The 26,614-nt window shown below is 72.0% G+C and carries 20 protein-coding genes and 1 pseudogene; 10 read left to right on the top strand and 11 right to left on the bottom strand.

The features are described from left to right. Positions 1 to 53 precede the first annotated feature (53 nt). Complete coding sequence (locus AC3EN4_RS21145; protein WP_435207461.1) at positions 54 to 1,565, top strand: deoxyguanosinetriphosphate triphosphohydrolase family protein; 1,512 nt, start codon at positions 54 to 56, stop codon at positions 1,563 to 1,565. Positions 1,566 to 1,601: 36 nt separating this feature from the next. On the opposite strand, the gene AC3EN4_RS21140 is transcribed toward AC3EN4_RS21145, so the two are convergent. The 7 genes from AC3EN4_RS21140 to AC3EN4_RS21110 form a co-directional block, all read right to left on the bottom strand. Further along, positions 1,602 to 2,747: an MBL fold metallo-hydrolase gene (locus tag AC3EN4_RS21140; protein WP_435207460.1), complete on the bottom strand. Its 1,146-nt coding sequence runs from the start codon at positions 2,745 to 2,747 to the stop codon at positions 1,602 to 1,604. Positions 2,748 to 2,860: 113 nt separating this feature from the next. Then, positions 2,861 to 3,862, bottom strand: coding sequence for a serine hydrolase (locus AC3EN4_RS21135; RefSeq protein WP_435207459.1), 1,002 nt, complete (start codon positions 3,860 to 3,862; stop codon positions 2,861 to 2,863). A gap of 118 nt (positions 3,863 to 3,980) precedes the next feature. Further along, on the bottom strand, positions 3,981 to 4,943 hold the full coding sequence (locus tag AC3EN4_RS21130; RefSeq protein ID WP_435207458.1) for an SDR family NAD(P)-dependent oxidoreductase: 963 nt from the start codon (positions 4,941 to 4,943) through the stop codon (positions 3,981 to 3,983). Further along, complete coding sequence (locus AC3EN4_RS21125) at positions 4,940 to 6,124, bottom strand: zinc-dependent alcohol dehydrogenase (RefSeq protein WP_435207457.1); 1,185 nt, start codon at positions 6,122 to 6,124, stop codon at positions 4,940 to 4,942. The genes AC3EN4_RS21130 and AC3EN4_RS21125 overlap by 4 nt, the downstream gene beginning before the upstream one ends. Before the next feature lie 775 nt (positions 6,125 to 6,899). Further along, positions 6,900 to 7,661, bottom strand: a complete 762-nt coding sequence (locus AC3EN4_RS21120) for a succinate dehydrogenase/fumarate reductase iron-sulfur subunit (protein WP_422739407.1) — start codon at positions 7,659 to 7,661, stop codon at positions 6,900 to 6,902. Further along, the gene (locus AC3EN4_RS21115; protein WP_435207456.1) at positions 7,658 to 9,595 is read right to left on the bottom strand and encodes a fumarate reductase/succinate dehydrogenase flavoprotein subunit; all 1,938 of its coding nucleotides are present in this window, start codon (positions 9,593 to 9,595) and stop codon (positions 7,658 to 7,660) included. The genes AC3EN4_RS21120 and AC3EN4_RS21115 overlap by 4 nt, the downstream gene beginning before the upstream one ends. 1 nt (position 9,596) lies before the next feature. Continuing rightward, positions 9,597 to 10,280 carry a succinate dehydrogenase cytochrome b subunit gene (locus AC3EN4_RS21110; RefSeq protein ID WP_422739409.1) on the bottom strand — a complete coding sequence of 228 codons (684 nt, stop codon included), beginning with the start codon at positions 10,278 to 10,280 and terminating at the stop codon, positions 9,597 to 9,599. Between the two features lie 83 nt (positions 10,281 to 10,363). Between AC3EN4_RS21110 and AC3EN4_RS21105 the strand changes: the two genes are divergently transcribed. Together AC3EN4_RS21105 and rfbB are read left to right on the top strand one after the other, a co-directional pair. Then, positions 10,364 to 11,293: a LysR family transcriptional regulator gene (locus tag AC3EN4_RS21105; protein WP_435207455.1), complete on the top strand. Its 930-nt coding sequence runs from the start codon at positions 10,364 to 10,366 to the stop codon at positions 11,291 to 11,293. Between the two features lie 245 nt (positions 11,294 to 11,538). Next, a complete protein-coding gene (gene rfbB / locus AC3EN4_RS21100; protein WP_435207454.1) occupies positions 11,539 to 12,579 on the top strand; it encodes a dTDP-glucose 4,6-dehydratase in 1,041 nt (346 codons plus the stop codon). A gap of 26 nt (positions 12,580 to 12,605) precedes the next feature. Here rfbB and hrpA read toward each other — a convergent pair whose 3' ends face one another. Further along, positions 12,606 to 16,658, bottom strand: coding sequence for an ATP-dependent RNA helicase HrpA (hrpA, locus tag AC3EN4_RS21095; RefSeq protein WP_435207453.1), 4,053 nt, complete (start codon positions 16,656 to 16,658; stop codon positions 12,606 to 12,608). Between the two features lie 121 nt (positions 16,659 to 16,779). Here hrpA and AC3EN4_RS21090 point away from each other — a divergent pair, with 121 nt between their 5' ends. Then, positions 16,780 to 17,148, top strand: coding sequence for a cytidine/deoxycytidylate deaminase family protein (locus AC3EN4_RS21090; protein ID WP_435207452.1), 369 nt, complete (start codon positions 16,780 to 16,782; stop codon positions 17,146 to 17,148). A 5-nt stretch (positions 17,149 to 17,153) separates the two neighbouring features. Here AC3EN4_RS21090 and AC3EN4_RS21085 read toward each other — a convergent pair whose 3' ends face one another. Then, complete coding sequence (locus AC3EN4_RS21085) at positions 17,154 to 17,513, bottom strand: YciI family protein (protein WP_422739414.1); 360 nt, start codon at positions 17,511 to 17,513, stop codon at positions 17,154 to 17,156. 119 nt (positions 17,514 to 17,632) lie between these two features. Here AC3EN4_RS21085 and AC3EN4_RS21080 point away from each other — a divergent pair, with 119 nt between their 5' ends. From AC3EN4_RS21080 to AC3EN4_RS21060, 5 genes and pseudogenes are all read left to right on the top strand, one after another. Then, positions 17,633 to 19,576 (top strand): multicopper oxidase family protein, encoded by a 1,944-nt coding sequence (locus AC3EN4_RS21080; protein WP_435207451.1) that lies wholly within the window; start codon positions 17,633 to 17,635, stop codon positions 19,574 to 19,576. A gap of 60 nt (positions 19,577 to 19,636) precedes the next feature. Next, a complete protein-coding gene (locus tag AC3EN4_RS21075) occupies positions 19,637 to 20,683 on the top strand; it encodes a FecCD family ABC transporter permease (RefSeq protein ID WP_435207450.1) in 1,047 nt (348 codons plus the stop codon). After that, the gene (locus tag AC3EN4_RS21070) at positions 20,680 to 21,768 is read left to right on the top strand and encodes a FecCD family ABC transporter permease (RefSeq protein WP_435207449.1); all 1,089 of its coding nucleotides are present in this window, start codon (positions 20,680 to 20,682) and stop codon (positions 21,766 to 21,768) included. Before AC3EN4_RS21075 ends, AC3EN4_RS21070 begins: the two co-directional genes overlap by 4 nt. Positions 21,769 to 21,788: 20 nt before the next feature. Beyond that, positions 21,789 to 22,577 (top strand): annotated as a pseudogene (locus AC3EN4_RS21065) (ABC transporter ATP-binding protein); the annotation flags it as partial. A 344-nt stretch (positions 22,578 to 22,921) separates the two neighbouring features. Then, positions 22,922 to 23,869 carry an ABC transporter substrate-binding protein gene (locus AC3EN4_RS21060; protein WP_435207448.1) on the top strand — a complete coding sequence of 316 codons (948 nt, stop codon included), beginning with the start codon at positions 22,922 to 22,924 and terminating at the stop codon, positions 23,867 to 23,869. Positions 23,870 to 23,999: 130 nt separating this feature from the next. Here AC3EN4_RS21060 and AC3EN4_RS21055 read toward each other — a convergent pair whose 3' ends face one another. Both AC3EN4_RS21055 and AC3EN4_RS21050 read right to left on the bottom strand, forming a co-directional pair. Next, positions 24,000 to 24,893, bottom strand: coding sequence for a type IV toxin-antitoxin system AbiEi family antitoxin (locus tag AC3EN4_RS21055; protein ID WP_435207447.1), 894 nt, complete (start codon positions 24,891 to 24,893; stop codon positions 24,000 to 24,002). A gap of 186 nt (positions 24,894 to 25,079) precedes the next feature. Further along, positions 25,080 to 25,724: a hypothetical protein gene (locus AC3EN4_RS21050; RefSeq protein WP_433538107.1), complete on the bottom strand. Its 645-nt coding sequence runs from the start codon at positions 25,722 to 25,724 to the stop codon at positions 25,080 to 25,082. Positions 25,725 to 25,935: 211 nt separating this feature from the next. On the opposite strand from AC3EN4_RS21050, the gene AC3EN4_RS21045 reads away from it, so the two are divergent. Continuing rightward, the gene (locus tag AC3EN4_RS21045; protein ID WP_435207446.1) at positions 25,936 to 26,583 is read left to right on the top strand and encodes a class I SAM-dependent methyltransferase; all 648 of its coding nucleotides are present in this window, start codon (positions 25,936 to 25,938) and stop codon (positions 26,581 to 26,583) included. Positions 26,584 to 26,614: the final 31 nt, after the last annotated feature.

Here is a 26,614-nt window from a genome sequence, read left to right as displayed (position 1 = left end):
CCGGCCGGGCGACCCGGCGACGGCCCTACCGGGCCTGCGCTAGCGTGGCGATCATGGAATCACCTGCGGAGCCGCGCGCCCGGCGGCTCTTCGGCGGCAGCGCCCGGGCCCTCGGCGACCTCGCGGCCAACCCGTTCCGCGCCGACCGGGACCGGATCGTCGGCTCGCCGTTCTTCGCCCGGCTCGGTGGGGTCACCCAGGTGATCAGCCCGGTCGGCTCCGGCCTGCTGGTGCACAACCGGCTCACCCACAGCCTCAAGGTCGCCCAGGTGGCCCGGGCCATCGCCGAGCGGCTGACGGCCGACGACCGGTGGCGTGACCTGCTGGACAAGCTCGGCGGCTGCGACCCGGACGTGGTGGAGGCCGCCGCGCTCGCGCACGACCTCGGTCACCCGCCGTTCGGCCACCTGGGGGAGCGGGTACTCGACCGGCTGGCCCGCCAGCGTCTCGGCCTTGCCGACGGCTTCGAGGGCAACGCGCAGTCGTACCGGATCGTCACCAGCACCGAGATCCGGGGCGCGGCCACCACCGGGTTGGACCTGACCGCCGCGGTCCGCGCGGCGCTGCTGAAGTACCCGTGGACCCGGCTGGACTACCCCGACCCCCACCCGCGCCTGCTGGACCCGCCGCCGCGGGGCGCCACCCCGCCACCCGACGACCCGGAGAGCGGGTCGTTGAAGTTCGGGGCGTACCGGACCGAGCTGGACGACCTGCGGCAGGCCCGGGAGCCGTTCGTCGGCCGCATTGCGGAGTGGCAGCAGACCGTCGAGGCGTCCGTCATGGACACCGCCGACGACATCGCGTACGCCATCCACGACGTGGAGGACTTCTATCGGGTCGGTGTGCTCCAGCAGGGCGCGGTGTCCGCCGAGCTGATCGCCTGGCAGCGCGAGAGCGGACACTTCCGGGCGATCACGGACGCGGCGCTGGCCACCTCGGCCCGGCGGCCCGGCGCGGCCATCGAGCGGCTGCGCCGGCAACTGCACCGCAAGGACGCCTGGGTGGCCGACGACGACGCGTTCGCCGCCGCCGTCGAGCACGTCCGCGAGGAGTTGGTGGACGGGCTGCTGGCGATGCCGTTCGACGGCTCGATCGAGGCGGAGCAGTACGTGGCGCGGTTCTCCGCCCGCTGGTCCACCCGCTTCGTCGAGGCGATCACCGTGACCGACCAGCCGTCGGTGCGCTCCGGTCACGTGCTGCTCGGCTGCGCCCAGTGGCACGAGGTGCAGGTGCTCAAGTTCGTCCACCACCGGTTCGTGCTGGCCCGCCCCGACCTGGCCCTGCACCAGCGTGGTCAGGCCCGGCTGCTGGGCACCCTGGTGGAGGCGCTGTGGGAGTGGCTGCTCGACCCGGAGGAGGAGTCCCGGCTGCCCCGCCGGCTGCACGACCTGGTCGAGCTGGCCGAGGCGGAGCTGCACCCGCGTACGCCGCACCGGATCGGCCGCGCTCGGGGACGCGCCATCGTGGATTTCGTCGCGCAGCTCACCGACGGCCAGGCCGTCGCCATGCTGGACGCGCTCTCCGGGCGCTCCGGCGCGCTCTGGACCGACGCCTTCGTGCTCTGAGGGGCCGCCGCAGGCGCTGCTCGCCTTTGCCCGAGGTCAGGCGACGGACTGCCACCAGCCGTCGACGGCCGGCGGGTCGTCGACCACCACCCGTTCGCCCGGGCGCGGCACGGCGAGTCGCACGTCGCGGGCCTTCGCCTCGGCCCACAGCCGGTTCACCGGCTCCGACCAGTCGTGCAGGGCCAGGTTGAACGTCGCCCAGTGCACCGGGATGAACAGCCCGCCGCGTAGGTCGAGGTGGGCGTCGACCGCCTCCTCGGGGAACATGTGGATGGTCGGCCAGGCCCGGTCGTACGCGCCGATCTGCATCAGCGTCACGTCGAACGGACCGTGTTCGGCGCCGATCGCCGCGTACCCGGCGAAGTAGCCGGAGTCACCGGTGTAGAAGACCTTGCGCCGTGCTCCGGCCACCACCCAGGAGCTCCAGAGCGTGCCGTCGCGGCGCAGCCCGCGACCGGAGAAGTGCTGGGCGGCGGTGGCGGTGATTTCCAGCCCGTCGACCTGGTGCGACTCGGACCAGTCCAGCTCGATGATCCGCTCGGCGGGCACCCCCCACCGATCCAGGTGGGCCCCCACGCCGAGCGGCACCACGAACGGCGCCGACTGCCCGGCGACCAGCGCCCGCACGGTCGGCATGTCCAGGTGGTCGTAGTGGTCGTGGGAGATCAGGATGGCGTCGAGCGGCGGTAGCTCGTCCAGGCCCACCGGCGGCTCGTGCAGCCGGCGCGGGCCGACCGCGCCGGACGGCGAGCAGCGGTCGCTCCACACCGGGTCGAGCAGGACCCGCCGGCCCTCGATCTCGATCAGCGCCGAGGCATGGCCGTACCAGACGATGTTCAGCTCGTCGGTGGTGTCGGCGGCCGGCGAGGCGCCGGGCCGCAACAGCGGCACGGGCGCGGTGGGGCGGCGCTTCTGCTTGCCGAAGATCAGCTCCCGGACCAGGTTGCGACCCGGTTCGGCGGCGACCATGGTGCGGACGTCGGCCTGGTTGTGGAACGTGCCGTCGCGGAACTGCGGCGAGCGGGCCGCCCGCTCGGCCCGGGCCCCGGCGAGCCGGCCGCCCAGCGCCGCGGGCACGTCCCGTGCCACCCAGGCCAGGCCGGCCAGCGCGGCCAGTCCCGCGGTCGCCCGCATCCGTCGCCCGAGTGACCCCTGCCCGTCCGTACGTCCCGCTGGCGTCATCGCCGTCCTTCCGCCGTGTCCCGCACTACACGGTAGTTCCCCCGGACGGTTCCCGCCCCGGCGGTCGCCGGCACCGGGCCGGTCGTCCCCCCACGACCGGCCCGGCAGCGGAGTCAGCCGCCGTTGCTGGGCCGCTGGACGGTCGTCCGGTACGTGGTGCCCGTGCCCCCGAGGCGGTCCACTGCGGCGAGGAACTTCGGACCCATGGCGGCCCGCGCCCGCACCGCCGGGTGGGTCGCGCCGAAGTTGTCCGGGTCGGCCTGCCCGTCGGCGAAGAGCGCGTAGGTGAGCACCGCAGCGCCGGACCGGTCGAAGATCACCCCGGCCTCGTGCCGGGCGTCGGCGAACCAGCCGGCCTTGGTGGCGATGCGGGCCCGCTCGTCGGAGGACATGGTGCGCCGGATGCCGTCGGTGAAGGCCACCGGGGAGCGCAGCAGCCCGAGCAGGTGCGCCGTCGAGGCCGGCGAGAGCAGCGTGCCGGCGACCAGGGCCCGCAGCAGGTCGTGGGTCTCGGATGGGGTGCTCGTGCCGAGGAAGAACCGGTTCGGGTTGGCCACCGGCTCGACCTGGGTGTTCGGGAAGCCCTTGGCGACCAGGATCGAGTTGATCTCGGCGGCGGGCGCGACCAGCCCGCACAGCCGTACGGCGGTGTCGTCCGAGACGGTGAGCAGGTTCGCCAGCACGTGGCCCAGCGTCACGCTGCTCGGGTACGCGCCGTCCAGGCTGAAGATGCCGTCACCACCCGGCACCACGATCGCCTCGGTCACCTCGACCCGCTGGTCCAGCGTCAGCAGTCCACGGTCGACCTTGTCCAACACCGCCGTGGCGACCGCGATCTTGTTGACGCTGTACGCCTCGATCCGCCGGTCGGCCTCGGCCGCCACCGCCACCACCGGCGCGCCCGCCGGGTCGGCCACGCTGACGTACGCCTGCCAGTTGCCGCCGGCCTCGGCGCGGTGCCGGCCGAAGACGGCGGCGACCCGCCGGGCCGCCTGGGCAGGATTGGTCGGTGTCGCCTCGGCGGCACTGGCCGGAGTGGTCGCGGCGAGCACCGTACCGGCGGTGGCCACCGTGCCCAGTCCGAGGGCGGTCCTGCGGTTCAGTCGGATGGTCAATCGTCTCTCCCGTCGTGGGGCGCCGGAGCGCCTGCCGGCCCCCCACGCTAGGCGAGTTGATCTATCCATGTTGCCCCCGAAAAGGATTCCGAACGGTCCCGAACACCCCCGAACAGTCTCACCCGGGCCGTCGGCGCAGCGCGGCGCCGATCGCGCCGGCCGCCGCGACGCGGAGCTGCCCGGCCGGCCCGGACACCACTCGGCCGAGTTCTCGCAGGTCGGGCAGGTGGCCGCCACGGACCGCCTCGCCGGCCGGGTTCGGCGCGAAGACCGAGCCGTCGTGCGCCGCGACCGGCCGCCCGCTGAGACCGGCGAGCCGCATCAACGGGCCGACCAGGACGTCGTAGACGCCGGGCAGCACCGTGAAGCCCGCCCGCAGCAGCACGTTCAACCGGCCCACCGACACCTCCCGGCGCGGACGGTCCACGCAGTCGACGATGGCCCGGGCCACCCGCTGTGGCCCGGCGACCGGCGGTGGGGGGCGGCCGACGCGACCGAGATAGTTGGCCGCCTGCTGGTAGACCGGTGTGTCCACACTGCCCGGGTTGACCAGGCACAGCCGGATGCCCGGACTGTCCCGCAGCTCCTGCTGGACCGTCCGGGCCAACCCCTGCAAGCCCCACTTGCTGGCCACGTACGCGCTCATGTACGGGGCGGTGATGTGCCCGAGCACCGAACCGGTGAGGATCAGCGTGCCGGCGCCGGTCGCCCGGAAGTGCCGCAGCGCCACCCGGGCCGCCCCGGCGGCGGCCAGCAGATCGGTGCGCACCACCTGGTCGAACACCCGCTCCGGCAGCTCGTCGAACCGCCCGTAGGCCATCACCGCCGCGGTGTGCACCCAGACGTCGATGCGACCGAACCGCTCGATCGCCGCCTGCGCCAGCGCGTCCAGCGCCCCCGCCTCGGTGACGTCGGTCGCCACGGTCAGGACCTCGACGGCCGCGCACTCCGCTCGTACCTCGGCGAGGGTCTGCGGCGCGCGGGCCGCGAGGACCAGGCGGTCGCCGCGCTCGGCGAACGCCCGGGCCGTCGCCCGGCCGATCCCGCTGGTCGCGCCCGCGACCACCACCACCCGACTCACGGCTCCAGGACCACCTTGATGCAGCCGTCCTCCTTCTTCTGGAACATGTCGTACGCGCGCGGCGCGTCGCTCAACGGCAGCCGGTGGGTACGCAGATCCTCCACGCCGAGGGGGTCGTCGTCGCCGGCGAGCAGCGGCATGATCTCGTCGACCCAGCGGCGCACGTGACACTGTCCCATCCGCAGTTGGATGCCCCGGTCGAACATCTCCATCATCGGCATCGGGTCGGCCTCGCCGCCGTACACACCGGAGAGCGAGACGGTGCCGCCGCGCCGGACCGCCTTGAGCGCGGCGTGCAGGACGCTCAGCCGGTCGACGCCGGCCCGGTCGGTCATCGACTGGGCGAGCTTGTCCGGCAGCAGCCCGACGGCCGCGTGGGCGAGCTTGCCGACCGGCGAGCCGTGCGCCTCCATGCCGACCGCGTCGATGACAGCGTCCGGGCCACGCCCGTCGACCAGGTCGATCAGCGCGCCCGGCACGTCGGACAACTCGCGTACGTCGAGCACCTCGACGCCGTGCCGGCGGGCCAGCTCCAGCCGCTCGGGCACCAGGTCCAGCCCGATCACCCGTCCGGCGCCCAGGTGGCGGCCGATCCGGGCGCAGAACTGGCCGACCGGGCCCAGTCCGAAGACGGCCAGGGTGCCGCCGGGCGGGGTGTCCGCGTACTTCACCGCCTGCCAGGCGGTGGGCAGGATGTCGGAGAGGTAGAGGTAGCGCTCGTCCGGGCCAGTCTGCGGGATCTTGATCGGCCCGAAGTGTGCCTGCGGGACGCGCAGGTACTCGGCCTGGCCGCCGGGCACCGAGCCGTAGAGGGACGTGTAGCCGAACAGCGCCGCGCCCTTGCCCTCACTGGTCACCTGGGTCGTCTCGCACTGGGCGTAGAGCTGACGTCGGCACATCCAGCAGTCGCCGCAGGCGATGTTGAACGGCACCACCACCCGGTCGCCGGGCCGCAGGCCGGTCACCTCCGACCCGACCTCCTCGACGATCCCCATCGGCTCGTGTCCCAGGATGTCCCCGGGCTTGAGGTACGGCCCCAGCACCTCGTACAGGTGCAGATCCGACCCGCAGATCGCCGTCGAGGTGATCTTGACGATCGCGTCGGTCGCCTCCTCGATCCGGGGATCGGGCACCTCCTCGACCCGTACGTCCCGCTTGCCCTGCCAGGTCAACGCCTTCATGTCCGGCTGCCCTCCCTCGCTCCTGCCTGACTGCTACCCGGGCAGGGGGAGTTGAACCGGTGGTCCGGTCTTGTCGGTGGTTGCGGTTGGGTCTGGGGGCGACCGTGCCCGGCTTGTGGGTGGTTGCGGTTGGGTCTGGGGGCGACCGTGCCCGGCTCCGGGCGGTCAGGCTTGATCCCTGCGCCGGGCACGGCCGCCCCCAGCCCCGCGCTGGTCGCCGTCCGGACGATCGGCGTGGCCGCTCGTGGGTGGCTCTGTTGATCGACTCGGATTGCAGGAAGTCGGGGTGTGGTGGGCCGCTGGACGGGCCGACTTCCTGGATGCCGAGTTGGTCTTGCCCTGTCGCCCGTTGACGGGGCCCGAGAAGCGGTGCGAGTCGCGCGCAACGCACCTTTTGCCCACGGTGCTCCGCCGCATCGGCACGCACGCCGAGCGCCGCTTGCCGCTTGATCGACTCCATTGCGCCGAAGTGGCGGTATCCCGGCGCCGGGACACCGCCACCTCGCCGATGTGGAGTGGATCTTGCCGGCGCGGGCCAGTCGCGGCCAGGCCGGGCCAGTCGCAGGTCAGGCCGGGCCGGTCGTGGGCCGGGCCGGGTCTGTCGCGGGTCGGGCCGGGCTGGTCGCGCCAGGTCGGGCCGGTCGAGGGCCTGGTCGGGCGGGCCGGGGGTCGGCCGGACCGGGGCGGACCGCTGCGGGCGGTGTGGGCCCTCAACGCCTGACCGCCGCGTCCGAGGATCGGAGCGCGGCGGTCAGGGTGGCCTGAGCCGGGAGGGTCAGGAGCCGGGCGTGTTGCCGCCCTTCGTGGTGGCCGACAGGTAGTCGCGGTTGAGCCGGCCGATGGTGTTCAGCGGGATGCCCTTCGGGCAGGCCACCGTGCACTCGCCGGCGTTGGTGCAGCCGCCGAAGCCGGCCTCGTCGTGCGCGTCGACCATGCCGATCACCCGGGTGTAGCGCTCGGGCTGGCCCTGCGGCAGCAGCGAGAGCTGGGTGAGCTTGGCGGCGGTGAACAGCATGCCGGAGCCGTTCGGGCAGGCCGCCACGCACGCGCCGCAGCCGATGCAGGCCGCCGACTCGAAGGCGGCGTCCGCGTTGGCCTTGGCGACCGGGGTGGAGTGCGCCTCGGGCGCGCTGCCGGTGGGGGCGGTGATGTAGCCACCAGCGGCGATGATCTTGTCGAAGGCGCTCCGGTTGACCACCAGGTCCTTGACCACCGGGAAGGCGCTGGCCCGCCACGGCTCGATGTCGATCGTGTCGCCGTCGGAGAACTGTCGCATGTGCAGCTGGCACGCGGTGGTGCCGCGCTGCGGCCCGTGGGCGTCCCCGTTGATCATGAGGCCGCACATGCCGCAGATGCCCTCGCGGCAGTCGTGGTCGAACGCCACCGGGTCCTCGCCGGCGAGGATCAGCCGCTCGTTGAGCACGTCGAGCATCTCCAGGAACGACATGTCCGGGGACACGTCGTCGACCGGGTAGGTCACCATCCGACCCTTGTCCTCAGGGCCCTTCTGGCGCCAGATGCGCAGGGTCAGGTTCACTTGTAGCTCCGCTGCGTGGGGTGGACGTATTCGAACTTCAGGTCTTCCTTGTGCAGCACCGAGGGCTCACCGGTGGCGGTGAACTCCCAGGCCGCGACGTACGCGAACTTCTCGTCGTCGCGCTGCGCCTCCCCGTCGGGGGTCTGGTGCTCGGCCCGGAAGTGGCCGCCGCAGGACTCCTCGCGGTGCAGGGCGTCGATGCACATCAGCTCGGCCAGCTCGAAGAAGTCGGCCACCCGGCCGGCCTTCTCCAGCGACTGGTTCAGCTCCTCGCCGGTGCCGGACACCTTGACCCGCTGCCAGAACGCCTCGCGCAGGTCGCGGATCTCACCGATCGCCTTGCGCAGCCCGGCCTCGCTGCGCTCCATGCCGCAGTGCTCCCACATGATCTGGCCCAGCTCCCGGTGGAACGAGTCCACGGTCCGGTCGCCGTTGACCGCCAGCAGCCGCTGGATCCGGTCCTCGACGTCGGTACGCGCCTCGACCGCCGCCGGGTGGCTGGCGTCGACCTTGTCCAGGGGGCCGGAGGCCAGGTAGTTGGCGATGGTGGTGGGGAGCACGAAGTAGCCGTCGGCGAGGCCCTGCATCAGCGCCGAGGCGCCCAGCCGGTTGGCACCGTGGTCGGAGAAGTTCGCCTCGCCGATCACGAACAGGCCCGGGATGCTGGACTGGAGGTCGTAGTCGACCCAGAGGCCGCCCATCGTGTAGTGCACGGCGGGGTAGATCCGCATCGGCACCTCGTACGGGTCCTCGCCGGTGATCCGCTCGTACATCTCGAAGAGGTTGCCGTACTTGGCCTCGATGGCCTTGCGGCCCAGCCGGTCGATGGCGTCGGCGAAGTCGAGGTAGACGCCGAGCTTGGTCGGCCCGACGCCGCGGCCCTCGTCGCAGACGTTCTTCGCGGCGCGGGAGGCGATGTCGCGGGGGACCAGGTTGCCGAAGGACGGGTAGATCCGCTCCAGGTAGTAGTCCCGCTCGTCCTCGGGGATGTCCTTGGGACTGCGGTCGTCGCCCTTGCGCTTGGGCACCCACACCCGGCCGTCGTTGCGCAGCGACTCGCTCATCAGGGTCAGCTTCGACTGGTGGTCGCCGGAGACCGGGATGCAGGTCGGGTGGATCTGCGTGTAGCAGGGGTTGGCGAAGTACGCGCCCTTGCGGTGCGCCCGCCAGGTGGCGGTGACGTTGCAGCCCTTGGCGTTCGTCGAGAGGTAGAAGACGTTGCCGTACCCGCCGGAGGCGAGCACGACCGCGTCGGCCATCTCGGTGCTGATCTCGCCGGTGACCAGGTCCCGGACGACGATGCCGCGCGCCCTGCCGTCGACGATGATCAGCTCCAGCATCTCGTGCCGGGCGTTCATCTCCACGTTGCCGAGGCCGATCTGCCGCTCCAGGGCCTGGTACGCGCCGAGCAGCAGCTGCTGGCCCGTCTGGCCCCGGGCGTAGAAGGTGCGCTGCACCTGCGCGCCACCGAAGGAGCGGGTGTCCAGCAGGCCGCCGTACTCGCGGGCGAACGGGACGCCCTGAGCGACGCACTGGTCGATGATGTTGACGGAGACCTCGGCCAGCCGGTGCACGTTCGACTCCCGGGAGCGGAAGTCGCCGCCCTTGACGGTGTCGTAGAACAGCCGGTGCACGGAGTCGCCGTCGTTGCGGTAGTTCTTGGCGGCGTTGATGCCGCCCTGCGCGGCGATCGAGTGGGCGCGGCGCGGGCTGTCCTGGTAGCAGTACGACTTGACGTGGTAGCCCTGCTCGGCCAGCGTCGCGGCGGCCGATCCGCCGGCCAGGCCGGTGCCGACCACGATCACCGTCATCTTGCGGCGGTTGGCCGGGTTGACCAGCTTGGCCTCGAAGCGCCGGGTCTCCCAGCGCTTGTCGATCGGGCCGGCGGGCGCCTTCGTGTCGGCGATCGGGTCGCCCTCGATGAAGAGTTCCATGTCAGGACACCAATCCGGTGAGTACGGCGAACGGGACCACCAGGTATCCGGCGCAGAGCACGACGGCGAAGACCAGGGCGGCGGTACGGGCCCGACGCTCACCCCGGGGCGTCTGCTGCCCGAGGCTGCGGAACGCGCTGAACGCGCCGTGGCGCAGGTGGAAGCCGAGCGTGACGATCGCCAGGGTGTAGAAGAGCGTGACGTACCAGCGCTCCGGGGCGAAGTCGGCGACGACGTTGCCGTACGGCTTGCTCTCGTTGCCGACCGGGTTGAACGTGCCGGTGGTGAGGTCCAGCAGGTGGTAGATCACGAACAGCAGGATGATCACGCCACCCCAGCGCATGGTGCGGGCCGCGTAGCTGCCGCGGACCTTCTTGCGGTGGGCGTACTTCACCGGGCGGGCGGCGCGGGCGCGAAGCGCGAGCACGGTGGCGGCCCAGATGTGGGCGACGACGGCCACCACGAGGACGGTGCGCAGGATCCACAGGAACCAGACACCGGGCAGCAGTGGCTTGCCGATGTCACGCAACCAGTGCGCGTAGTGGTCGAACGACACCTGGCCCGTGAACACCTTCAGGTTCCCGAGCATGTGCGCGATCAGGAACAGCACCAGCAGGATGCCCGTCACCGCCATGACGGCCTTGAGGCCGACGTTGGAGCGGATGGGCGACCGAGTTTTCGTCATTACCACGGGACCGACGCTAGGAGCACTTTGATCAGTCGTCCAATGCATCGAACTCGCAGCGTTGATAGCCATAAGCTATGTAGATGCAGCTCCATCAGCTCCGGTACTTCGTTGCGGTGGCCGAAGTACGACATTTCACCCAAGCCGCCGACATCGTCGGCATAACCCAGCCCTCGTTGAGTAAGCAAATTCACGCCTTGGAGACCGACCTCGGAGCCCCGCTGTTCGAGCGGGTAAGGGGCAACATCGCCCTCACCGCGGCCGGGGAGGTGCTGCTGCCGTTGGCGACCCGGATCCTCGCCGACGTCGAGACCGCGACCCGGGAGGTGCAGGAGTTGGTCGGCCTGCGGCGCGGGCGGGTACGACTCGGCGCGACCCCGAGCCTGGCCACCTCGCTCGCCCCGCCGGTGCTGCGGCGCTTCCGCGACGCGCACCCCACTGTCGACCTGCGCGTCGAGGAGGGTGGCTCGCAGGATCTCGTCCGGGACCTGCTGCGCGGGGACCTCGACCTGGCGCTGATCATCATGCCGTCGCAGGGCGCCGACCCGGGCCTGCGGGTCGACCCGATCCTGCGCGAGAGCCTGGTGGTGGCCTCGGTGGACGAGGTGCCGACCGCCTCGGCGACGGGTGAGCTGCACATCACCGACCTGCGCGACCTGCCGATGGTGATGTTCCGGGAGGGCTACGACCTGCGCGACGCCACCATCGCGGCATGTCGCCAGGCGGGCTTCGAGCCCACCTTCGCGGTGGACGGCGGCGAGATGGACGCGGTCCTCAGCTTCGTCGAGGCGGGGCTCGGTGTCGCGCTGGTACCCGGGATCGTGCTGGCCCGGCGCCCCGGGGTGCGCATCACCCCGCTGGCCGCTCCCGGCGTGACGCGGACGATCGCGGTCGCCCGCCGCCGCGACGTGGTGCCGACGCACGCCGGGCGTGAGCTGCGCCGGATCCTGCTCGACTACGTCCAGACGGCGATCGACCAGGGAGAGCTACCGCCTGGTGTCGAGCCTCGTTGAGCGGATGTCGGGACGACCTCGTCCACCCGATCGCCGGTGGACGTCGGCCGAGCGGTCCGTATCGGCGACCGAGCCGTCCGCGTAGATCATCCTGTTCGTGGGGGCTTGGTTAAATCGACCTTAACCTCGCAATATCCGACTCGATGTCCGATCAGGTCTTCTAAGGTGGAATCCTGCACGGGTCAAAACACCCATTCATTTCTTAACGGCTCACCGGTGGCTATTTCGCCGGCAGGAGGCTCGACATGAGGATTCTGGTTACCGGCGGCGCCGGCTTCATCGGGTCGCACTTCGCGCGCAGTCTGCTCGGCGGGCGCTACGTCGGGTTCGAGCACTGCGACGTGACGGTGATCGACAAGCTGACGTACGCCAGTGATCGGTCCAACCTGCCGGCCGCGCACCCCCGTCTGACGTTCCTGCGGGGAGACATCTGCGATCGACAGTTGCTCGCCGAGGTGGTCCCGGGACACGACGCGGTGGTGCACTTCGCCGCCGAGTCGCACGTGGACCGCTCGATCGACGATCCGGCCCCGTTCTTCGAGACCAACGTGATGGGCTCGCACCACCTGCTGGCCGCCTGCGCGCGGGCCCGCGTGGGCCGGGTCGTGCACGTCTCCACCGACGAGGTGTACGGGTCGATCAACCAGGGCTCGTGGAACGAGACCTGCGTCCTGGAGCCGAACTCGCCGTACGCGGCGTCGAAGGCGGCCAGCGACCACGTCGTCCGCTCGTACTGGCGCACCTACGACGTGGACGTGTCGATCACCCGCTGCGCCAACAACTACGGGCCGTACCAGCACATCGAGAAGGTCATTCCTCGTTTCGTCACGAGCCTGCTCACCGGTCAGGACATCACGCTGCACGGCGACGGCAGCGCGGTACGCGAGTGGCTCCACGTGGACGACCACTGCCGGGCCATCGCGCTGGTGCTGGCGAAGGGCCGTGCCGGCGAGGTCTACAACATCGGCGGCGACATCGAGCTGACCAACCGGGCGCTCACCGAACGGATCCTGCGGTTGGCCGGCGTCGGCTGGGAGCGCGTCCGGCACGTACCGGACCGCAAGGTGCAGGACCAGCGCTACTCGCTGGACTACCGCAAGATCTCCGAGGAACTCGGCTTCGAGCCGCAGATCCGGTTCGCCGATGGGCTCACCGAGGTCTTCCGCTGGTACCGGGAGAACCGGACCTGGTGGGCGCCGACCGGCACGGAGGCCCGCGGCTCGGCGTTGACCAGCGCGGTGCGCGGCGTGCCGGCCGGCCGGGCGCTCTCCGTCCAGGCCCACTGAGCGGGCCGCTGACCCGACCGGTCGGGTCAGCGGCCTTCGGCGTCGTCCATCGCGCGGTAGATCCGCTGCTCGGAGACCGGGTACGGGGTGCCCAGCGCCTGCGCGAAGACGTTCACCCGCAACTCCTCGATCATCCAGCGGATGCCCCGGACGGCCGCCTCCTGCCGGCGTGCGGGAGGCAGGGCGGCGAGCAGGTCGTCGTACTCCTTCTGCACCACGGCGATCCGGTCCTGCTGCTGGCGGTCGCGCTGCGGGTTGCCGCCGAGCCGGTCCAGCCGGCGTTCGATGGCGGTGAGGTAGCGCAGCAGGTCGGGCAGGCGGGCGTACCCGGTCTCGGTGATGAAACCGGCGTGCACCAGCCCGGCGAGCTGTTTGCGGATGTCGGCCAGCGCCGCCACCACGGCCAGGTTGCGGGTCGCGCCGAGCCGCTGCTCGACCGCGTACGCGGCGGCGAGAACCTTGCGGGCCCGGTCCATGACCTCGACGACGGTGTCGACCAGGTCGGCGCGGACCTTCTCGCGCAGCGCGGCGAAGCCGTCGGCGTCCCAGGCCGGCCCACCGGCGGCGTCGATCAGCCGGTCGATGGCCGCCCCGGCGGCGTCCTCGATCAGCTCCTGCACGCCGCCGTGCGGGTTGCGGCTCAACGCCAGCTTCGCCTCGTTGCTCAGCCGTCCCTGCAGGAAGCGCGCCGGGGACGGCACGGTGAGCCGCAGCAGCCGGCGGGTGCCCGCCCAGTGCGCGGCCTCCGCCTCGGCGGGCGAGTCGAACACCTTCACCCCCACCGTCGCGCCCTCGTCGACCAGGGCCGGGTACGCGGTCACCGCGTAGCCGGCGCGTACCTGCTCGATGGTCCGCGGCAGGGTGCCGAAGTTCCACTCCCGCTGGCCGGTACGGGCGACCTCCGGCGCGGCGGCCGCCACGACCTGGCGTACCTCCTGACGCAGTTGACGTTGCAGGGCCGGCAGGTCCTTGCCCTCGGCGACCGGTTTGTCGTCGTCGCCGAGCACCCGGAACGTCACCCGCAGGTGCGCGGGCAGCTTGCCCGGCTCCCACGCGTCGCGGGGCACGGTCACCCCGGTCATCCGGCGCAGTTCCCGGGTCAACGCGTCCAGCAGCGGCTCCGCGCCGGGCGTGATCGCGGCGAGGGCGGCCCGGGCGTAGTCCGGCACCGGCACGAAGTTGCGCCGGATCGCCTTGGGCAGCGAGCGGATCAGCGCGATCACCAACTCCTCGCGCAGCCCCGGCACCTGCCAGTCGAAGCTCTCCGCCGGCACCTGGTTGAGCAGCGGCAGCGGGATGTCCACGGTGACGCCGTCGGTCGCCGTGCCCGGCTCGAACCGGTAGGTCAGCGGCAGGCTCACTCCCTGGGTCTGCCACTCGTCCGGGTAGTCGCTCTCGTCGACACCGCCCCGGCCGTCGTTGACCAGCAGATCACGGGTGAAGGTCAGCAGGTCGGGCCGCTCGTGGCGGGTCTTCTTCCACCAGGTGTCGAAGTGCCGGCCGGAGACCACGTCGGCGGGGATCCGCTGGTCGTAGAAGCCGAAGATGGTCTCGTCGTCGACCAGGATGTCCCGGCGGCGGGCCCGGCTCTCCAACTCCTCGATCTCGCCCAGCAGCCGCTTGTTGTCGGCCCAGAACCGGTGGTGGGTCTGCCAGTCGCCCTCGACGAGGGCGTGCCTGATGAACAGCTCCCGGCTCAACGTCGGGTCGATCCGTCCGAAGTTGACCTTGCGGGAGGCGACCAGCGGGATGCCGTACAGGGTGACCTTCTCGTAGGCCATCACCGCGGCCTGCTTCTTCTCCCAGTGCGGCTCGCTGTAGCTGCGCTTGACCAGGTGCTGCGCCAGAGGTTCGACCCACTCCGGCTCGACCCGCCCGGCGATCCGCCCCCACAGCCGGGAGGTCTCCACCAACTCGGCGGCCATCACCCAGCGCGGCGGCTTCTTGAACAGCGCCGAGCCGGGGAACAACGCGAACTTGGCGCCCCGCGCCCCCAGGTACTCGTGTTTCTGGGCGTCCTTGAGGCCGATGTGCGACAGCAGGCCGGGCAGCAGCGACTGGTGCACCTTCGGGGTGTCGATCTCCTCCGGCAGGTCCGCGCCGCCCCGCCGGCCCGCGCCCCGGCCGGCGTCCGCGTCGGCCGGGGTGTCCCGCGCCGGCCGCCCGCCGCGCCGGTCGCCCTCGGCCGGGGTACGCAGCACCTGGCGCAACTGACTGACGATGTCCTGCCACTCGCGGATCCGCAGGTAGTTCAGGTACTCCGCCCTGCACATCCGGCGGAACGCGCTGGACGACAACTCACGCTGCTGCTCCCGCAGGTACCGCCACAGGTTCAGGTACGCGACGAAGTCCGACTCCTTGTCGGCGAACCGGGCGTGCGCCTGGTCGGCCTGGGCCTGCTTTTCCGCCGGGCGCTCGCGCGGGTCCTGGATGGAGAGCGCGGCGGCGATCACCAGGATCTCGGTGGCGCACCCGTTGCGCTCGCCCTCGACCACCATCCGGGCCAGCCGCGGGTCGACCGGTAGCTGGGCCAGTCGGCGGCCCAGCGCGGTGAGCCGCTTCGCCGGATCGGTCTCGGTCGGGTCCAGCGCGCCCAGCTCGTGCAGCAGGTTGACGCCGTCGGCGATGTTGCGCTTGTCCGGTGGGTCGATGAACGGGAACGCGGCCAGGTCGCCCAGCCCGATCGCGGTCATCTGGAGGATGACCGACGCCAGGTTGGTCCGCAGGATCTCCGGGTCGGTGAACTCGGGGCGGGACAGGAAGTCCTGCTCGTCGTAGAGGCGGATGCAGATGCCGTCCGACGTACGACCGCAGCGGCCCTTGCGCTGGTTCGCCGACGCCTGCGAGACCGGTTCGATGGGCAGCCGCTGCACCTTGAGCCGGTTGGAGTAGCGGGAGATCCGGGCGGTGCCCGGGTCCACCACGTACTTGACTCCGGGCACGGTCAGCGAGGTCTCCGCGACGTTGGTGGCGAGCACCACCCGCCGTCCGCTGTGCGCCGCGAAGACCCGGTGCTGCTCGGCGGCGGAGAGCCGCGCGTACAGCGGCAGGATCTCCGTGCCCAGCAGCGACCGCTTCTTCTGCACCAGCTTGCCCAGCGCGTCGGCGGTGTCGCGGATCTCCCGTTCGCCGCTGAGGAAGACCAGGATGTCGCCCGGGCCCTCGGCGGCCAACTCCTCGACGGCGTCGCCGATCGCCTGGATCTGGTCGCGGACGTTCTCCTCGTCGGCGTCGCCGTCCTCCTCGCTCTCGGCGACCTCGACCAGCGGCCGGTAGCGGACCTCGACCGGGTAGGTGCGGCCGGAGACCTCCACGATCGGCGCCGGTTCGCCCTCGGCGTCGGCGAAGTGCTTGGCGAAGCGGTCGGTCTCGATGGTCGCCGAGGTGATGATCACCTTGAGGTCTGGTCGCCGGGGGAGGAGATCCCGCAGGTAGCCGAGGATGAAGTCGATGTTGAGGCTGCGCTCGTGCGCCTCGTCGATGATCAGCGTGTCGTACTGGCGCAGCATCCGGTCGGTCTGCAACTCGGCCAGCAGGATGCCGTCGGTCATCAGCTTCACCAGGCTGCGCTCGCTCACCTGGTCGGTGAAGCGCACCTTGTAGCCGACCACGTCACCCAGCTCGGTGCCCAGCTCGTCGGCGATCCGGTCGGCCACCGTCCGCGCGGCCAGCCGGCGGGGCTGGGTGTGCCCGATCAGGCCGTTGATGCCACGCCCCAGCTCCAGACAGATCTTGGGGAGCTGGGTGGTCTTGCCGGAACCGGTCTCGCCGGCCACGATCACCACCTGGTGGTCGCGGATGGCGGCGGCGATGTCGTCCTTGCGCTCGCTGACCGGCAACCCCACCGGGTACGTGATCGCCGGCACCGCCGCCTGTCGGGCGGCCAGCCGCTGCTCGGCGCGGTCCAGCTCGGCGGCGATCTCGGTCAGCGCCGCCTCCCGGCGCTGCGGGTCGCGCAGCTTGCGGGCACCGTCGAGGCGCCGCTGGAGCCGGCGCTGGTCACGGAACATCAGGGGACTGAGGCGGCGGTGCAGGTCGCGGACGGGATCGGTCGCGGCGGAGGAGGCTCGATTCTGCATGTCGTGCCCAAGGATAGGCAGCCCGGCGGCGGGCCGCCCCTGGGTTACCGCGCGCGGGGTCCTTCGCCGCGCGGACGGCGGTCTACAGTTGCGGCCGACGTCGAGCCGCTGGGGGGCCGGGATGGAGCTGCGGGACACCGATCGGGCGCTGGTGCAGGCCGCCACGGCGGTCGCCAAACTGCGGTGCCGCAGCCAACGGCACACCGGCGCGTCTGCCGCCCGTACCGCCGACGGCCGGGTGTTCTCCGGCGTCGACGTCCGGCACGACGGCGGGGACACCTGCGCGGAACTGGTCGTGATCGGCACGGCCGCCACCCAGGGCGTGACCGAGCTGGAGACCATCGTCTCGGTCGCCGACCGGGGCCGTACGGTCGTCGGACCGTGCGACAGGTGCCGGCCGGTGCTGCTGAGCTACTTCCCGGCGTTGCGGGTCATCGTCGGTGAGCCGGACGACCTGCGGGTGCTGCCGCTCGCGGAGCTGCCCGGCTGACGCCGTCAGTCGCCGGCCGCCGCCTCCAGCATCGAGACCGGGATCGGCACACTCTCGTACCGGACGTTGCCCTCGGGCACCAGCCAACTCGCCACCCGCGCGGCCAGCAGGCCGGCCCGGACGGCCGGGTCGTCGGCGTAGAGCCCGCGTACCTCGTCCGGGGCGATGGAGAAGACGACGAAGCCCCGCATCCCGTGGTCGTCGGCGTCCAGGAGCGGACCGGCCGCGAGCACCAGCCCCTGCTCCACGAGGCCCGCCTGGTGGGCCAGATGGCCGTGGTGCAGCCGGTCCACCGCCTCCGGCGGCAGGTCCGGCGGATCCGACGGTCGGGTCAGCAGGACGACCGTGTGCTGGTCGAATCGCATGCCCCACACCCTATGGCGCTCGGTGTCCCTCTTACGGGTGTTATCCGCCTTCCACCCCACTTGCCCCCGTCCGCGAAACTCATTCTCTTATCGAGGTCGGATACGAGTGGAGGTGCGGCATGGTCAGCAGACGACAGGTGCTCGTCGCCGGTGCCGCCGGTGGCGCCGCGGTCCTGGTCCCGGTGGGTTCGACGGCCGCGGGCCGCGCGCTCGCCGGCGCGACGGTGCTGCGCGCCGCCGACATCCCGAAGTACGTCGCGCCGCTGCGCATCCCCCCGGCCATGCCCCGGGTGGCGAACGATCCGGAGCGGGACACGTACGTCGTGGGGGTGCGGCAGTTCCGCCAGCAGATCCTGCCGCTGTCCTGGCCGCGTACGACGGTGTGGGGCTACGGCTCGACCGCCCACCCCGACAGCTTCGGCTACCCGGCGCCCAGCATCGTCGCCCGGGTGAACCGCCCGGTACGGGTGACCTGGGTCAACGAACTCGTCGACAGCCGGGGCGACTACCTGCCGCACCTGCTGCCCGTCGATCCGACCCTGCACTGGGCCAACCCGGCCGGTGGCCGCGAGAACCGGGACCGGCACGGCCGCTCGGACGGCAGCCGCCGAGGCTACCGGGGGCCGGTGCCCCAGGTGGTCCACCTGCACGGCGGGCACAGCACGCAGGAGAGCGACGGGCACGCCGAGGCGTGGTACCTGCCGGTGGCCCGCGACCTGCCGGCCGACTACGCCGTTTCGGGCAGCGCGTACCGCGAGTTCCGGTCCCGCTTCGCCGAGGGTTCCGGCCTGCGCTGGGCGGCGGGTTCGGCCACCTTCGAGTACGGCAACGACCAGCGGCCCTGCACCCTCTGGTACCACGACCACACGCTGGGCCTGACCCGGGAGAACGTCTACGCCGGGCCGGCCGGCTTCTACCTGCTGGGCGGCGACGACCTGCCCGACGGGGTGCTGCCCGGCCCGACGCCCGGCCACGACGACCCGCCGGACACCGACTACCACGACATCCCGCTGCTGATCCAGGACCGCAGCTTCAGCGCCGACGGCGAACTGGTCTACCCCGGGGGGCACCACGACGGTGCGGCGTGGACCTCGGCGTTCTCCGGCACCACCATCGTCGTCAACGGCCGGACCTGGCCCAGCCTGACGGTCCAGCGCCGGCGCTACCGGTTCCGCCTGCTCAACGGCTGCAACAGCCGCTTCCTGATGCTCAGCGTCGCCGCCCACGCCACCGCGCGGCCGGCCCGTCCGGTGCTGCCGATCTGGCAGATCGGCAGCGACAGCGGTTTCCTGCCCGAGCCGGTGTCGCACGACCGCGTCACCCTCGGCCCCGCCCAGCGGGCCGACGTGATCGTCGACTTCACCGGCGTACCCGCCGGCACCGAGTTGTTCCTCGTTAACGAGGGGCCCGAGTGGGCGTACCGGGGCGGCCGGCCCGGGGTGGACTTCCCGCCGTCCGACCCGCGGACCACCGGGCAGGTGCTGCGGTTCGTGGTCGACGAGGCCGTCGGCGCGGACCCCAGCGTGCCGCCGGAGCACCTGCAACTGCCGCCCCACCCCCGGCTCGGTACCGCGGAGCGGGTCCGGCACCTGTCGCTCAACGAGCGGATGTCCGGCGGGTCGATGGTGATGCTGCTCGGCACCCTCGACGAGCGCGGCCGGGGTCTGCCGATGCGCTGGAGCGACCCGGCGACCGAACAGCCCGTCGTCGGCGCGACCGAGGTGTGGGAGCTGCGCAACTTCACCCGCAACGTGCACCCCATCCACCTGCACCAGGCCCAGTTCGAGCTGCTGGGCCGTGGGCGGTCGGGCCGGTCGGAGCCGGGCCCGGGGGAGCGGGGCTGGATGGATACCGTCCTCGCGTACCCGTGGGAGGTGACCCGGATCAAGGCCCGCTTCGACCTGCCGGGCCGCTTCTCCTGGCACTGCCACCTCCTCGAGCACGAGGACAACGAGATGATGCGGCCCCTGAACGTGCTACCGCGCGGCGCCGCGTCGGCCGGGGACGGCAGCGCGGCGGGAGTCCCGCACGCCCCCGCGGCGGCATCGACCGACGCCAGTTAGGTCACTTTCCGCAGGTCGGCTAAGGTTAGGCGAACCTAAGCTCGAACGTGCAGGAGTCTCGTGACCACCCTCGTCGCCCGGCCGACACCGGCCCGCAGCCGGTCCGGTGCCCGTACCGGCCGACGGGTCGCCGTCACCGTCGGGGCCGCGCTGGTGCTGCTGCTCGCCGTCCTGGCCAGCTTCGCGCTGGGCAGCCGGCAACTCGGCGTCGGCGCGGTCTGGCACGCCCTCGTCGCGCCGGACGGCAGCGACGCGAGCACCATCGTCCGGGAACTGCGCATGCCCCGTACCGCGCTCGGTCTCACCGTCGGGCTCGCGCTCGCCGTGGCCGGCGTGCTGTTCCAGGCGCTCACCCGCAACCCGCTCGCCGAGCCGCGCATCCTCGGCATCAGCGCCGGCGCGTCGTTCGGCGTGGTGCTCGCCATCTCCGTCTTCGGCATCGGCACGCTCGCCGGGTACGTCTGGTTCGGCATCGCCGGCGCGCTCGCCGCCGGCCTGCTGGTCTTCGCCATCGCCAGCCGGGCCCGCGAGGGCGCCAGCCCGGTCACCCTCGCGCTGGTCGGCGCGGCGCTCGACGCCAGCCTCGCCTCCGGGGTGTACGCGCTGCTCAGCATCGACGCCCGCACCTTCGAGGAGTACCGCTTCTGGGTGGTGGGCGGACTGGCCGGCCGGGATCTCGGCGTCACCGCCCAGGTGGTGCCGTTCGTCCTCGCCGGGCTGCTGCTCGCCGCCCTGGTGGCCCGGGGCCTGGACGCGCTCGCCCTCGGCGACGACGTGGCCCGGGGCCTGGGCCACCGCATCGGCCTGGTCCGCCTCGGCGGTGGAATCGCCGCCGTACTGCTCACCGGCGCCGCGGTGGCCGCCGCCGGCCCGGTCGCCTTCGTCGGGCTGGCCGTGCCGCACCTCGCCCGCGCCCTGGTCGGCGCGGACCACCGCTGGACCCTCGCCGTCTCCGCCCTGCTCGGGCCCGCGCTGCTGCTCGGGGCCGACGTCGTCGGCCGACTCGTCGCCCCGCCCGGCGAGATCCCGGCCGGCATCGTCACCGCCCTGATCGGTGCGCCGCTGCTCGCCGTCCTGGTCCGCCGCGCCCGGGTGGTGACCGCGTGACCCGCGCCGGTCTGTCGGTCTCCGTGCCCGCCGACTCGGCCGGCGGCGGTTCGAGGCGGCTGCCCGGGCGGTCGCTGCTGCGGATCGGTCCGGTCAGTCTGCTGATCCGTCGCCGCGCGACGCTGGTGGCCGCCGTACTGACCGTGCTGCTCCTGCTGGCCGTCGTGCTCAGCCTGTCGCTGGGCACCCCGTACGTCGCCCCGGCGGACGTGCTGCGCGCGCTCTCCGGCGCCGGCACCCCGTACGACCTCGTGGTCTTTGATCTTCGCTTGCCCCGGATCGTGCTGGCGGCGGTGGCCGGCGCGGCCTTCGGCGTGGCCGGCACGCTGATCCAGAGCGTGGCCCGTAACCCGCTCGCCAGCCCGGACGTCATCGGCATCACCCAGGGCGCCGGCCTCGCCGCGACCGTGGCGTTGACCAGCGGCGCGGCGGCGGTGCTGGTGGCACCCAGCGCGCTGGTCGGCGGCCTGCTGGCGGCGCTGCTGCTGTTCGCCCTCGGCGCGCGGCACGGGCTGGCCGCGCAACGGTTCGTGCTCGCCGGGGTGGCGGTCGCGTTCGCCTTCCGGGCGCTGACCGAGGTGGTCATGCTCACCGCCGACCCGATCGACGGCCTGCGGGCGCAGATCTGGCTGATCGGTACCCTCGCCGGCAAGGGCTGGACCGAGGCCACCTGGATCGCCGCCACCCTCGCGGTGCTGCTGCCCGTGCTGGCCTGGGCCGGCTGGGCGCTGAACAGCACCGCCCTCGACGACGACACCGCCCGTGGTGTCGGGCTGCGCCCGGTGGCCCGCCGGATCGGGCTCGCCGGCACCGGCGTGCTCGTCGCCGCGATGGTCACCGCGCAGGTGGGGGCCGTCGACTTCGTGGCGCTCGTCGCACCGCAGCTCGCCCGGCGGCTGGTCCGCGCCGAACGTCCCCCGCTGGTCTGCGCCGCACTGCTCGGCGCGCTGCTGCTGGTCCTCGCCGACCTGGCCGGCCGCCGACTGTTCGCGCCCACCCAACTGCCGGCGGGCGTGCTGACCGCCGCGATCGGCGGCCCGTACCTGATCTTCCTGTTGCTTCGTGGACGGCGGCGGTCGTCGTGACGCCTGCAAGGAGTCGAGTGATGCTCTCCACCCGCGACCTGGTCGTCGGCTACGACGAGCGGACCGTGCTCGACGGTCTCACCCTGGACCTGCCCACCGACGCGTTCACCGTGATCGTCGGCCCCAACGCGTGCGGCAAGTCCACCCTGCTGCGCACGATGGCCCGGCTGCTCACCCCGCGGCGCGGCACCGTCCTGCTGGACGGCACCGCCATCCGTGACCTGCCCACCCGCGACGTGGCCCGCCGGCTCGGCGTGCTGCCGCAGAGCCCGCTGGTGCCCGAGGGCGTCACCGTGGCCGACCTGGTCGGCCGCGGCCGACAGCCGTACCAGCGGTGGTGGCGGCAGTGGTCCTCGTCCGACGCTGCGGCGGTCGACGAGGCGATGCGGCTGGCCGACGTCGCCGACCTGGCCGACCGGCCGGTGGACAGCCTCTCCGGTGGCCAGCGGCAACGGGTGTGGATCGCCATGACCCTGGCCCAGGACACCGAGGCGCTGCTGCTGGACGAGCCGACCACCTTCCTCGACCTGGCCCACCAGGTGGAGGTGCTGGACCTGCTGCACCGGCTCCGCGTCGAGCGCGGCCGCACCGTGGTCGCCGTGCTGCACGACCTCAACCAGGCCGCCCGCTACGCCGACCACCTGGTCGCCATGCGCGCCGGCGCGGTGGTCGCCGCCGGCCCACCCCGGGAGATCCTCACCGCCGAGCTGGTCCGGGACGTCTTCGGGCTGGCCTGCGTCGTCGTGCCCTGCCCGGTGACCGGCGCCCCCCTGGTGGTGCCCGCACACACCGGCGGTGCGGGGCTTCCCGTCGCCGGCTCTGCTGGTACTGGCGGCTCTGCTGCGGCCGCCGGGTCTGCTGGCGTGGGCGGCCCGGAGGCCCCTGCCGCTGCGGCCGCCGCCGGCTTTGCTGGCGTGGATGGCCTGGAGACCCCTGTCGCTGCCGGGTCCGCTGCGTCGGCCGCTGGCTCTGCGTCGGCTGCTGGCTCTGCGTCGGCTGCTGGCTCTGCGCCGGCCGCTGCTGCCGGGGCCGCTGCGCCCGCCGCTGGCCCTGGCGATCCCGATTCCTCGACGGCGTCCGTACCGGACGCCCGATCCGCCGACGGCGATGCGGCCACCCCGCTCGCCGACACGTACCCCTCGAAAGGACACTGATGCGTCGTCTCGTCGCCGCTCTCGCCGCGGCCGTCGCCCTCGGGGCCGGCCTCACCGCCTGCGGTGAGAGCGACCCGGTCGCCGGCTCCGCCACCGGGGAGACCCGGGAGATCACCCACGCCATGGGCACCACCAAGGTCCCGGCCGAACCCAAGCGCGTCGTCGTGCTCGACACCGACAAGATCGACACCGCGCTCTCGCTGGGCATCACGCCCGTCGGCGCCGCCACCGCAGGCGAGGCCAAGAGTTGGCCCACGTACTTCGGCGCGGACAAGCTCGCCGGCATCAAGGAGGTCGGGGTGCTCACCGAGCCCGACCTGGAGGCGATCAACGCGCTCAAGCCGGACCTGATCCTCGGCAGCAAGTTCCGCCAGGAGAAGTTCTACGACGAACTGGCCGCCATCGCGCCGACCGTTTTCACCGACAAGGTGGGCATCACCTGGAAGGAGAACTTTCTCCTCGACGGCAAGGCACTCGGCCGCGAGCAGCAGGCCAAGGACCTGCTCGGCGCGTACGAGAAGCGGGCCAAGGACTTCGGCGCGACCCTCGGCGACCCCGCCGCCCGCAAGGTGTCCATCGTCCGGTTCATCCCGGGCAACATCCGGGTGTACGGCCCGGACTCCTTCTCCGGCATCGTCGTCGGCGACACCGGTCTGGGCCGCCCCGAGCGGCAGTTGCTCGCCAACAAGGAGGACAAGCGCTTCGACCTGGTCAGCCCCGAGCGGATCAACGAGGTCGACGCTGACGTCATCTTCGTGACCGCGTACGGCGACAAGGCCGCCGCCGAGCAGGCCAAGGTGGCCGGTGGCACCCTCTGGAAGGGCCTCGGCGCGGTCAAGGCCGGCAAGGCGTACCCGGTCTCCGACGAGGTCTGGATGACCGGCATCGGCGTCGGCGCCGCCAACAAGATCCTCGACGACCTGGCCAAGTACATCCCCGCCACCTGACCCCACCGTCCGCCCTCGGGTGCCTGAAGATCCGCGCAAGTTCGGGGAAACTGCTGCCTCACACGCCAACGAAGCAGCAAGATCCCTGAACTTGCGCGGATCTTGGCGTCGGAGGCGGTGGGGCTGGACGTCAGCGGGAGCGGGAGCGCAGGGCTCGACGGAGTTCGGCGAGGAAGCCGTCGAAGTCTTCGCGGAACCGCTTCGCGGTGACGTGCAGCACGATCCAGTCCTCCCCGATCAGGCGGTTGAGGCGGCGTCGGTCGCGGTGGAACTGCTCCGGATCGTCGTGCCACAGCCCGTCGTACTCGACAGCGACCTTCAGGTGTGGCCACGCCAGGTCGAGACGGGCCACGAACCTTCCGTCCCGCTCGACCACGAACTGGGTGACCGGCGTCGGCACCCCGGCGAGCACGATCCGCACGCGAAGTCGGGACTCCGGTGCCGACTCCGCCCCCGCGTCTGCCAGGTCGGCCACCCGCACCATGCGCTTCCACCCTCGATCGCCGACCCGCTCTCTGGCGTCCGCCCGCAGCGGTGCGAGCGTCACCAGATGCATGTGGGCGAGCCGATCCACGATCGCGACGGCCTCCTCCGTCGGCAGCCACTGGGCCAGATCCCAACAGGTACGCGTCGGCGTGGTCACCGGGATGCCCCGCCGTAGCGTGACGTCGGCCCCGTCGATCGCGCCAGCATGGACGACGAATCCAGACACCGGTCCGAAGCGCTGGCCGCTGGGCACGAGGACATCGACTGGCTCGTTGCCGGCGACCGACGTTGCTCCGTAGAGCGCTGCTGCGCTGCGTCCGGCGATCACCACACCCGGGGGTAGCACCAGTTGGGCCGCGGCGACGCAACGAGCGCGGTGGGTGACCTCCAGCCGGGCATCGGCGTAGACGTCGCGAAAGAGTGGCCGCCACGCCGAGCTGCGCAGTTCCGAAGGGGTGAGCAAACCGTCCGCGACGGCGCGGGAACCGCGAAAGACACGCCCCTGCAACCGTGCGGGACGCCGTGGAGAAGCAGGCATGTCGACACCCTGCCGGCCGGCCACGCCCGCCGACAGCCCCTGTGGATAACCCTCACGCGGGACCAGACGCACCAAGATCCGCGCAACTTCAGTGTTCTTGCTGCTTCCCGATCGCGGGAGGCAGCAGTACCACTGAAACTGCGCGGATCTTGACGACGGCGGCGACGGCGGTGGGGGTGGGTTCGGTCAGGCGGCGGTGGACCAGATGGCGCGGAAGGCGGCGGCTTCGCCGGCCAGCCAGCGTTCGATCTGCTCGGGCTTGGCGTCGGTGGGCATGCGGTGGGCCTGACCGCGCCGGACGTCGACCAGGACGGGCTCGGCGTGCGGAAGGACCGCGTCCATGTGGCGGGCCATCAGGTGCAGGGTGGCGAGCACCGATTCCTCGCTGGGCGGCGCCTCGTCGAAGTGCAGCCGGACCGCGTCGGCGTGGCCGTCGGCGTGGCGTACCCCGAAGTGGGGGTTGATCTTCACGGGTAGGTCGCCGAGCATGGCCAGGGCGTCGCGGGTCTGGGCCAGGTCGAGGGTTGCCGGGTCGCCGAGGGAGTGCAGCCAAGCCGTGGCACCGGGCACCAGCGCCTGGTAGAGCGGGCGCCAGCGCGGCTTGACGACGTCGACCACCCCGGCCAGGTGGGTGCCACCGGTGTGGAAGGCGATGTCGGCCTTGAGTGCCTTGACGAACTGGCCGTGCGGGTTGAAGCCGGAGCGGCTGGCGCGCTGCTTACGCAGACCGCCCACGAAGGTCGCCTTGGTGGGGCCGGTGCGGTCGACGTAGCGGGTGAAGCCGAGCAGGGTGGTGTAGGGCGTCAGGGGCGTGGAGGTGGGCGCGGTCACGGGCGTCCTCCCAGTCGTAATCCTGCAGGTCAGGATCTTTATTAGTACATACATTCTAATCGACACCCCTGACATTGCCCAGTAAAAACGGCAGCCGCCGCTGCCCGTCGCGCTGCAGCCGCAGGCGCGCGACACTGACCTCCTGCTCGTCCGGCTCGCCGCCGCGAGACCCGACATCGATGACAGCCGCACGCGTGAGATGATCAGAATTATGTCGGAGCTGGACAATCAGCGGCATTTCTGGGAGACCGCCGGCGCGGCGAAGACCTTCACTCACCCGATCGACTTCGCATGGCTCTCGCGGCTGCCGTCCACGGCTCGGATCATCGACTACGGCTGCGGCTACGGGCGGATCACCGGGCTGGCGCAGCAACACGGCTTCGCCGATGTCGAAGGCGTCGACACATCCGTCCGCCTCATCGACAAAGCCCGCCAACGTCATCCCACACTCAGCTTCCGAGTGCTGACAGACCCGCCCGCGCTGCCCTATCCGGATGCCAGCGTCGACGCGGTGCTTCTCTTCGCCGTCCTCACGTGTGTTCCGACCGATGTTGGGCAGCAGCAGCTCATCTCCGAGCTCACCCGGGTACTGCGACCGAGCGGACTGCTCTACGTCAGCGACCTGCTCCTGCAGACCGACCAGCGCAACCAGGCTCGATACCAACAGCACGCCGAAACCTACGGAAACTACGGCGTCTTCGAGACGGACGACGGTGCGATCTGCCGGCACCACAGTGTCGATCGGCTGCGGAACCTGCTGCTGGACGGGTTCACCATCCACACCACCCGTCAGATCACTGTCGAGACGATGAACGCCAATTCGGCGGCTGCGCTGCAGATCCTGGCAGCGAAGCGGTGACCCGTCCGAGCCGAATCGTCTGAGTCCTGGC

The organism is Micromonospora sp. bgisy143 (assembly GCF_057708145.1).
This window is presented reverse-complemented; position numbering and strand designations above follow the sequence as displayed.

Excerpts from the sequence above, each read along its gene's own strand:
- AC3EN4_RS21115 (WP_435207456.1), bottom strand. The coding sequence starts at position 9,595 with ATGGAACTCTTCATCGAGGGCGACCCGATCGCCGACACGAAGGCGCCC.
- AC3EN4_RS21045 (WP_435207446.1), top strand. The coding sequence starts at position 25,936 with ATGTCGGAGCTGGACAATCAGCGGCATTTCTGGGAGACCGCCGGCGCG.
- rfbB (WP_435207454.1), top strand. The coding sequence starts at position 11,539 with ATGAGGATTCTGGTTACCGGCGGCGCCGGCTTCATCGGGTCGCACTTC.
- AC3EN4_RS21090 (WP_435207452.1), top strand. The coding sequence starts at position 16,780 with ATGGAGCTGCGGGACACCGATCGGGCGCTGGTGCAGGCCGCCACGGCG.
- AC3EN4_RS21060 (WP_435207448.1), top strand. The coding sequence starts at position 22,922 with ATGCGTCGTCTCGTCGCCGCTCTCGCCGCGGCCGTCGCCCTCGGGGCC.
- AC3EN4_RS21110 (WP_422739409.1), bottom strand. The coding sequence starts at position 10,280 with ATGACGAAAACTCGGTCGCCCATCCGCTCCAACGTCGGCCTCAAGGCC.
- AC3EN4_RS21080 (WP_435207451.1), top strand. The coding sequence starts at position 17,633 with ATGGTCAGCAGACGACAGGTGCTCGTCGCCGGTGCCGCCGGTGGCGCC.
- AC3EN4_RS21125 (WP_435207457.1), bottom strand. The coding sequence starts at position 6,124 with ATGAAGGCGTTGACCTGGCAGGGCAAGCGGGACGTACGGGTCGAGGAG.
- AC3EN4_RS21105 (WP_435207455.1), top strand. The coding sequence starts at position 10,364 with ATGCAGCTCCATCAGCTCCGGTACTTCGTTGCGGTGGCCGAAGTACGA.
- hrpA (WP_435207453.1), bottom strand. The coding sequence starts at position 16,658 with ATGCAGAATCGAGCCTCCTCCGCCGCGACCGATCCCGTCCGCGACCTG.
- AC3EN4_RS21085 (WP_422739414.1), bottom strand. The coding sequence starts at position 17,513 with ATGCGATTCGACCAGCACACGGTCGTCCTGCTGACCCGACCGTCGGAT.
- AC3EN4_RS21055 (WP_435207447.1), bottom strand. The coding sequence starts at position 24,893 with ATGCCTGCTTCTCCACGGCGTCCCGCACGGTTGCAGGGGCGTGTCTTT.
- AC3EN4_RS21145 (WP_435207461.1), top strand. The coding sequence starts at position 54 with ATGGAATCACCTGCGGAGCCGCGCGCCCGGCGGCTCTTCGGCGGCAGC.
- AC3EN4_RS21140 (WP_435207460.1), bottom strand. The coding sequence starts at position 2,747 with ATGACGCCAGCGGGACGTACGGACGGGCAGGGGTCACTCGGGCGACGG.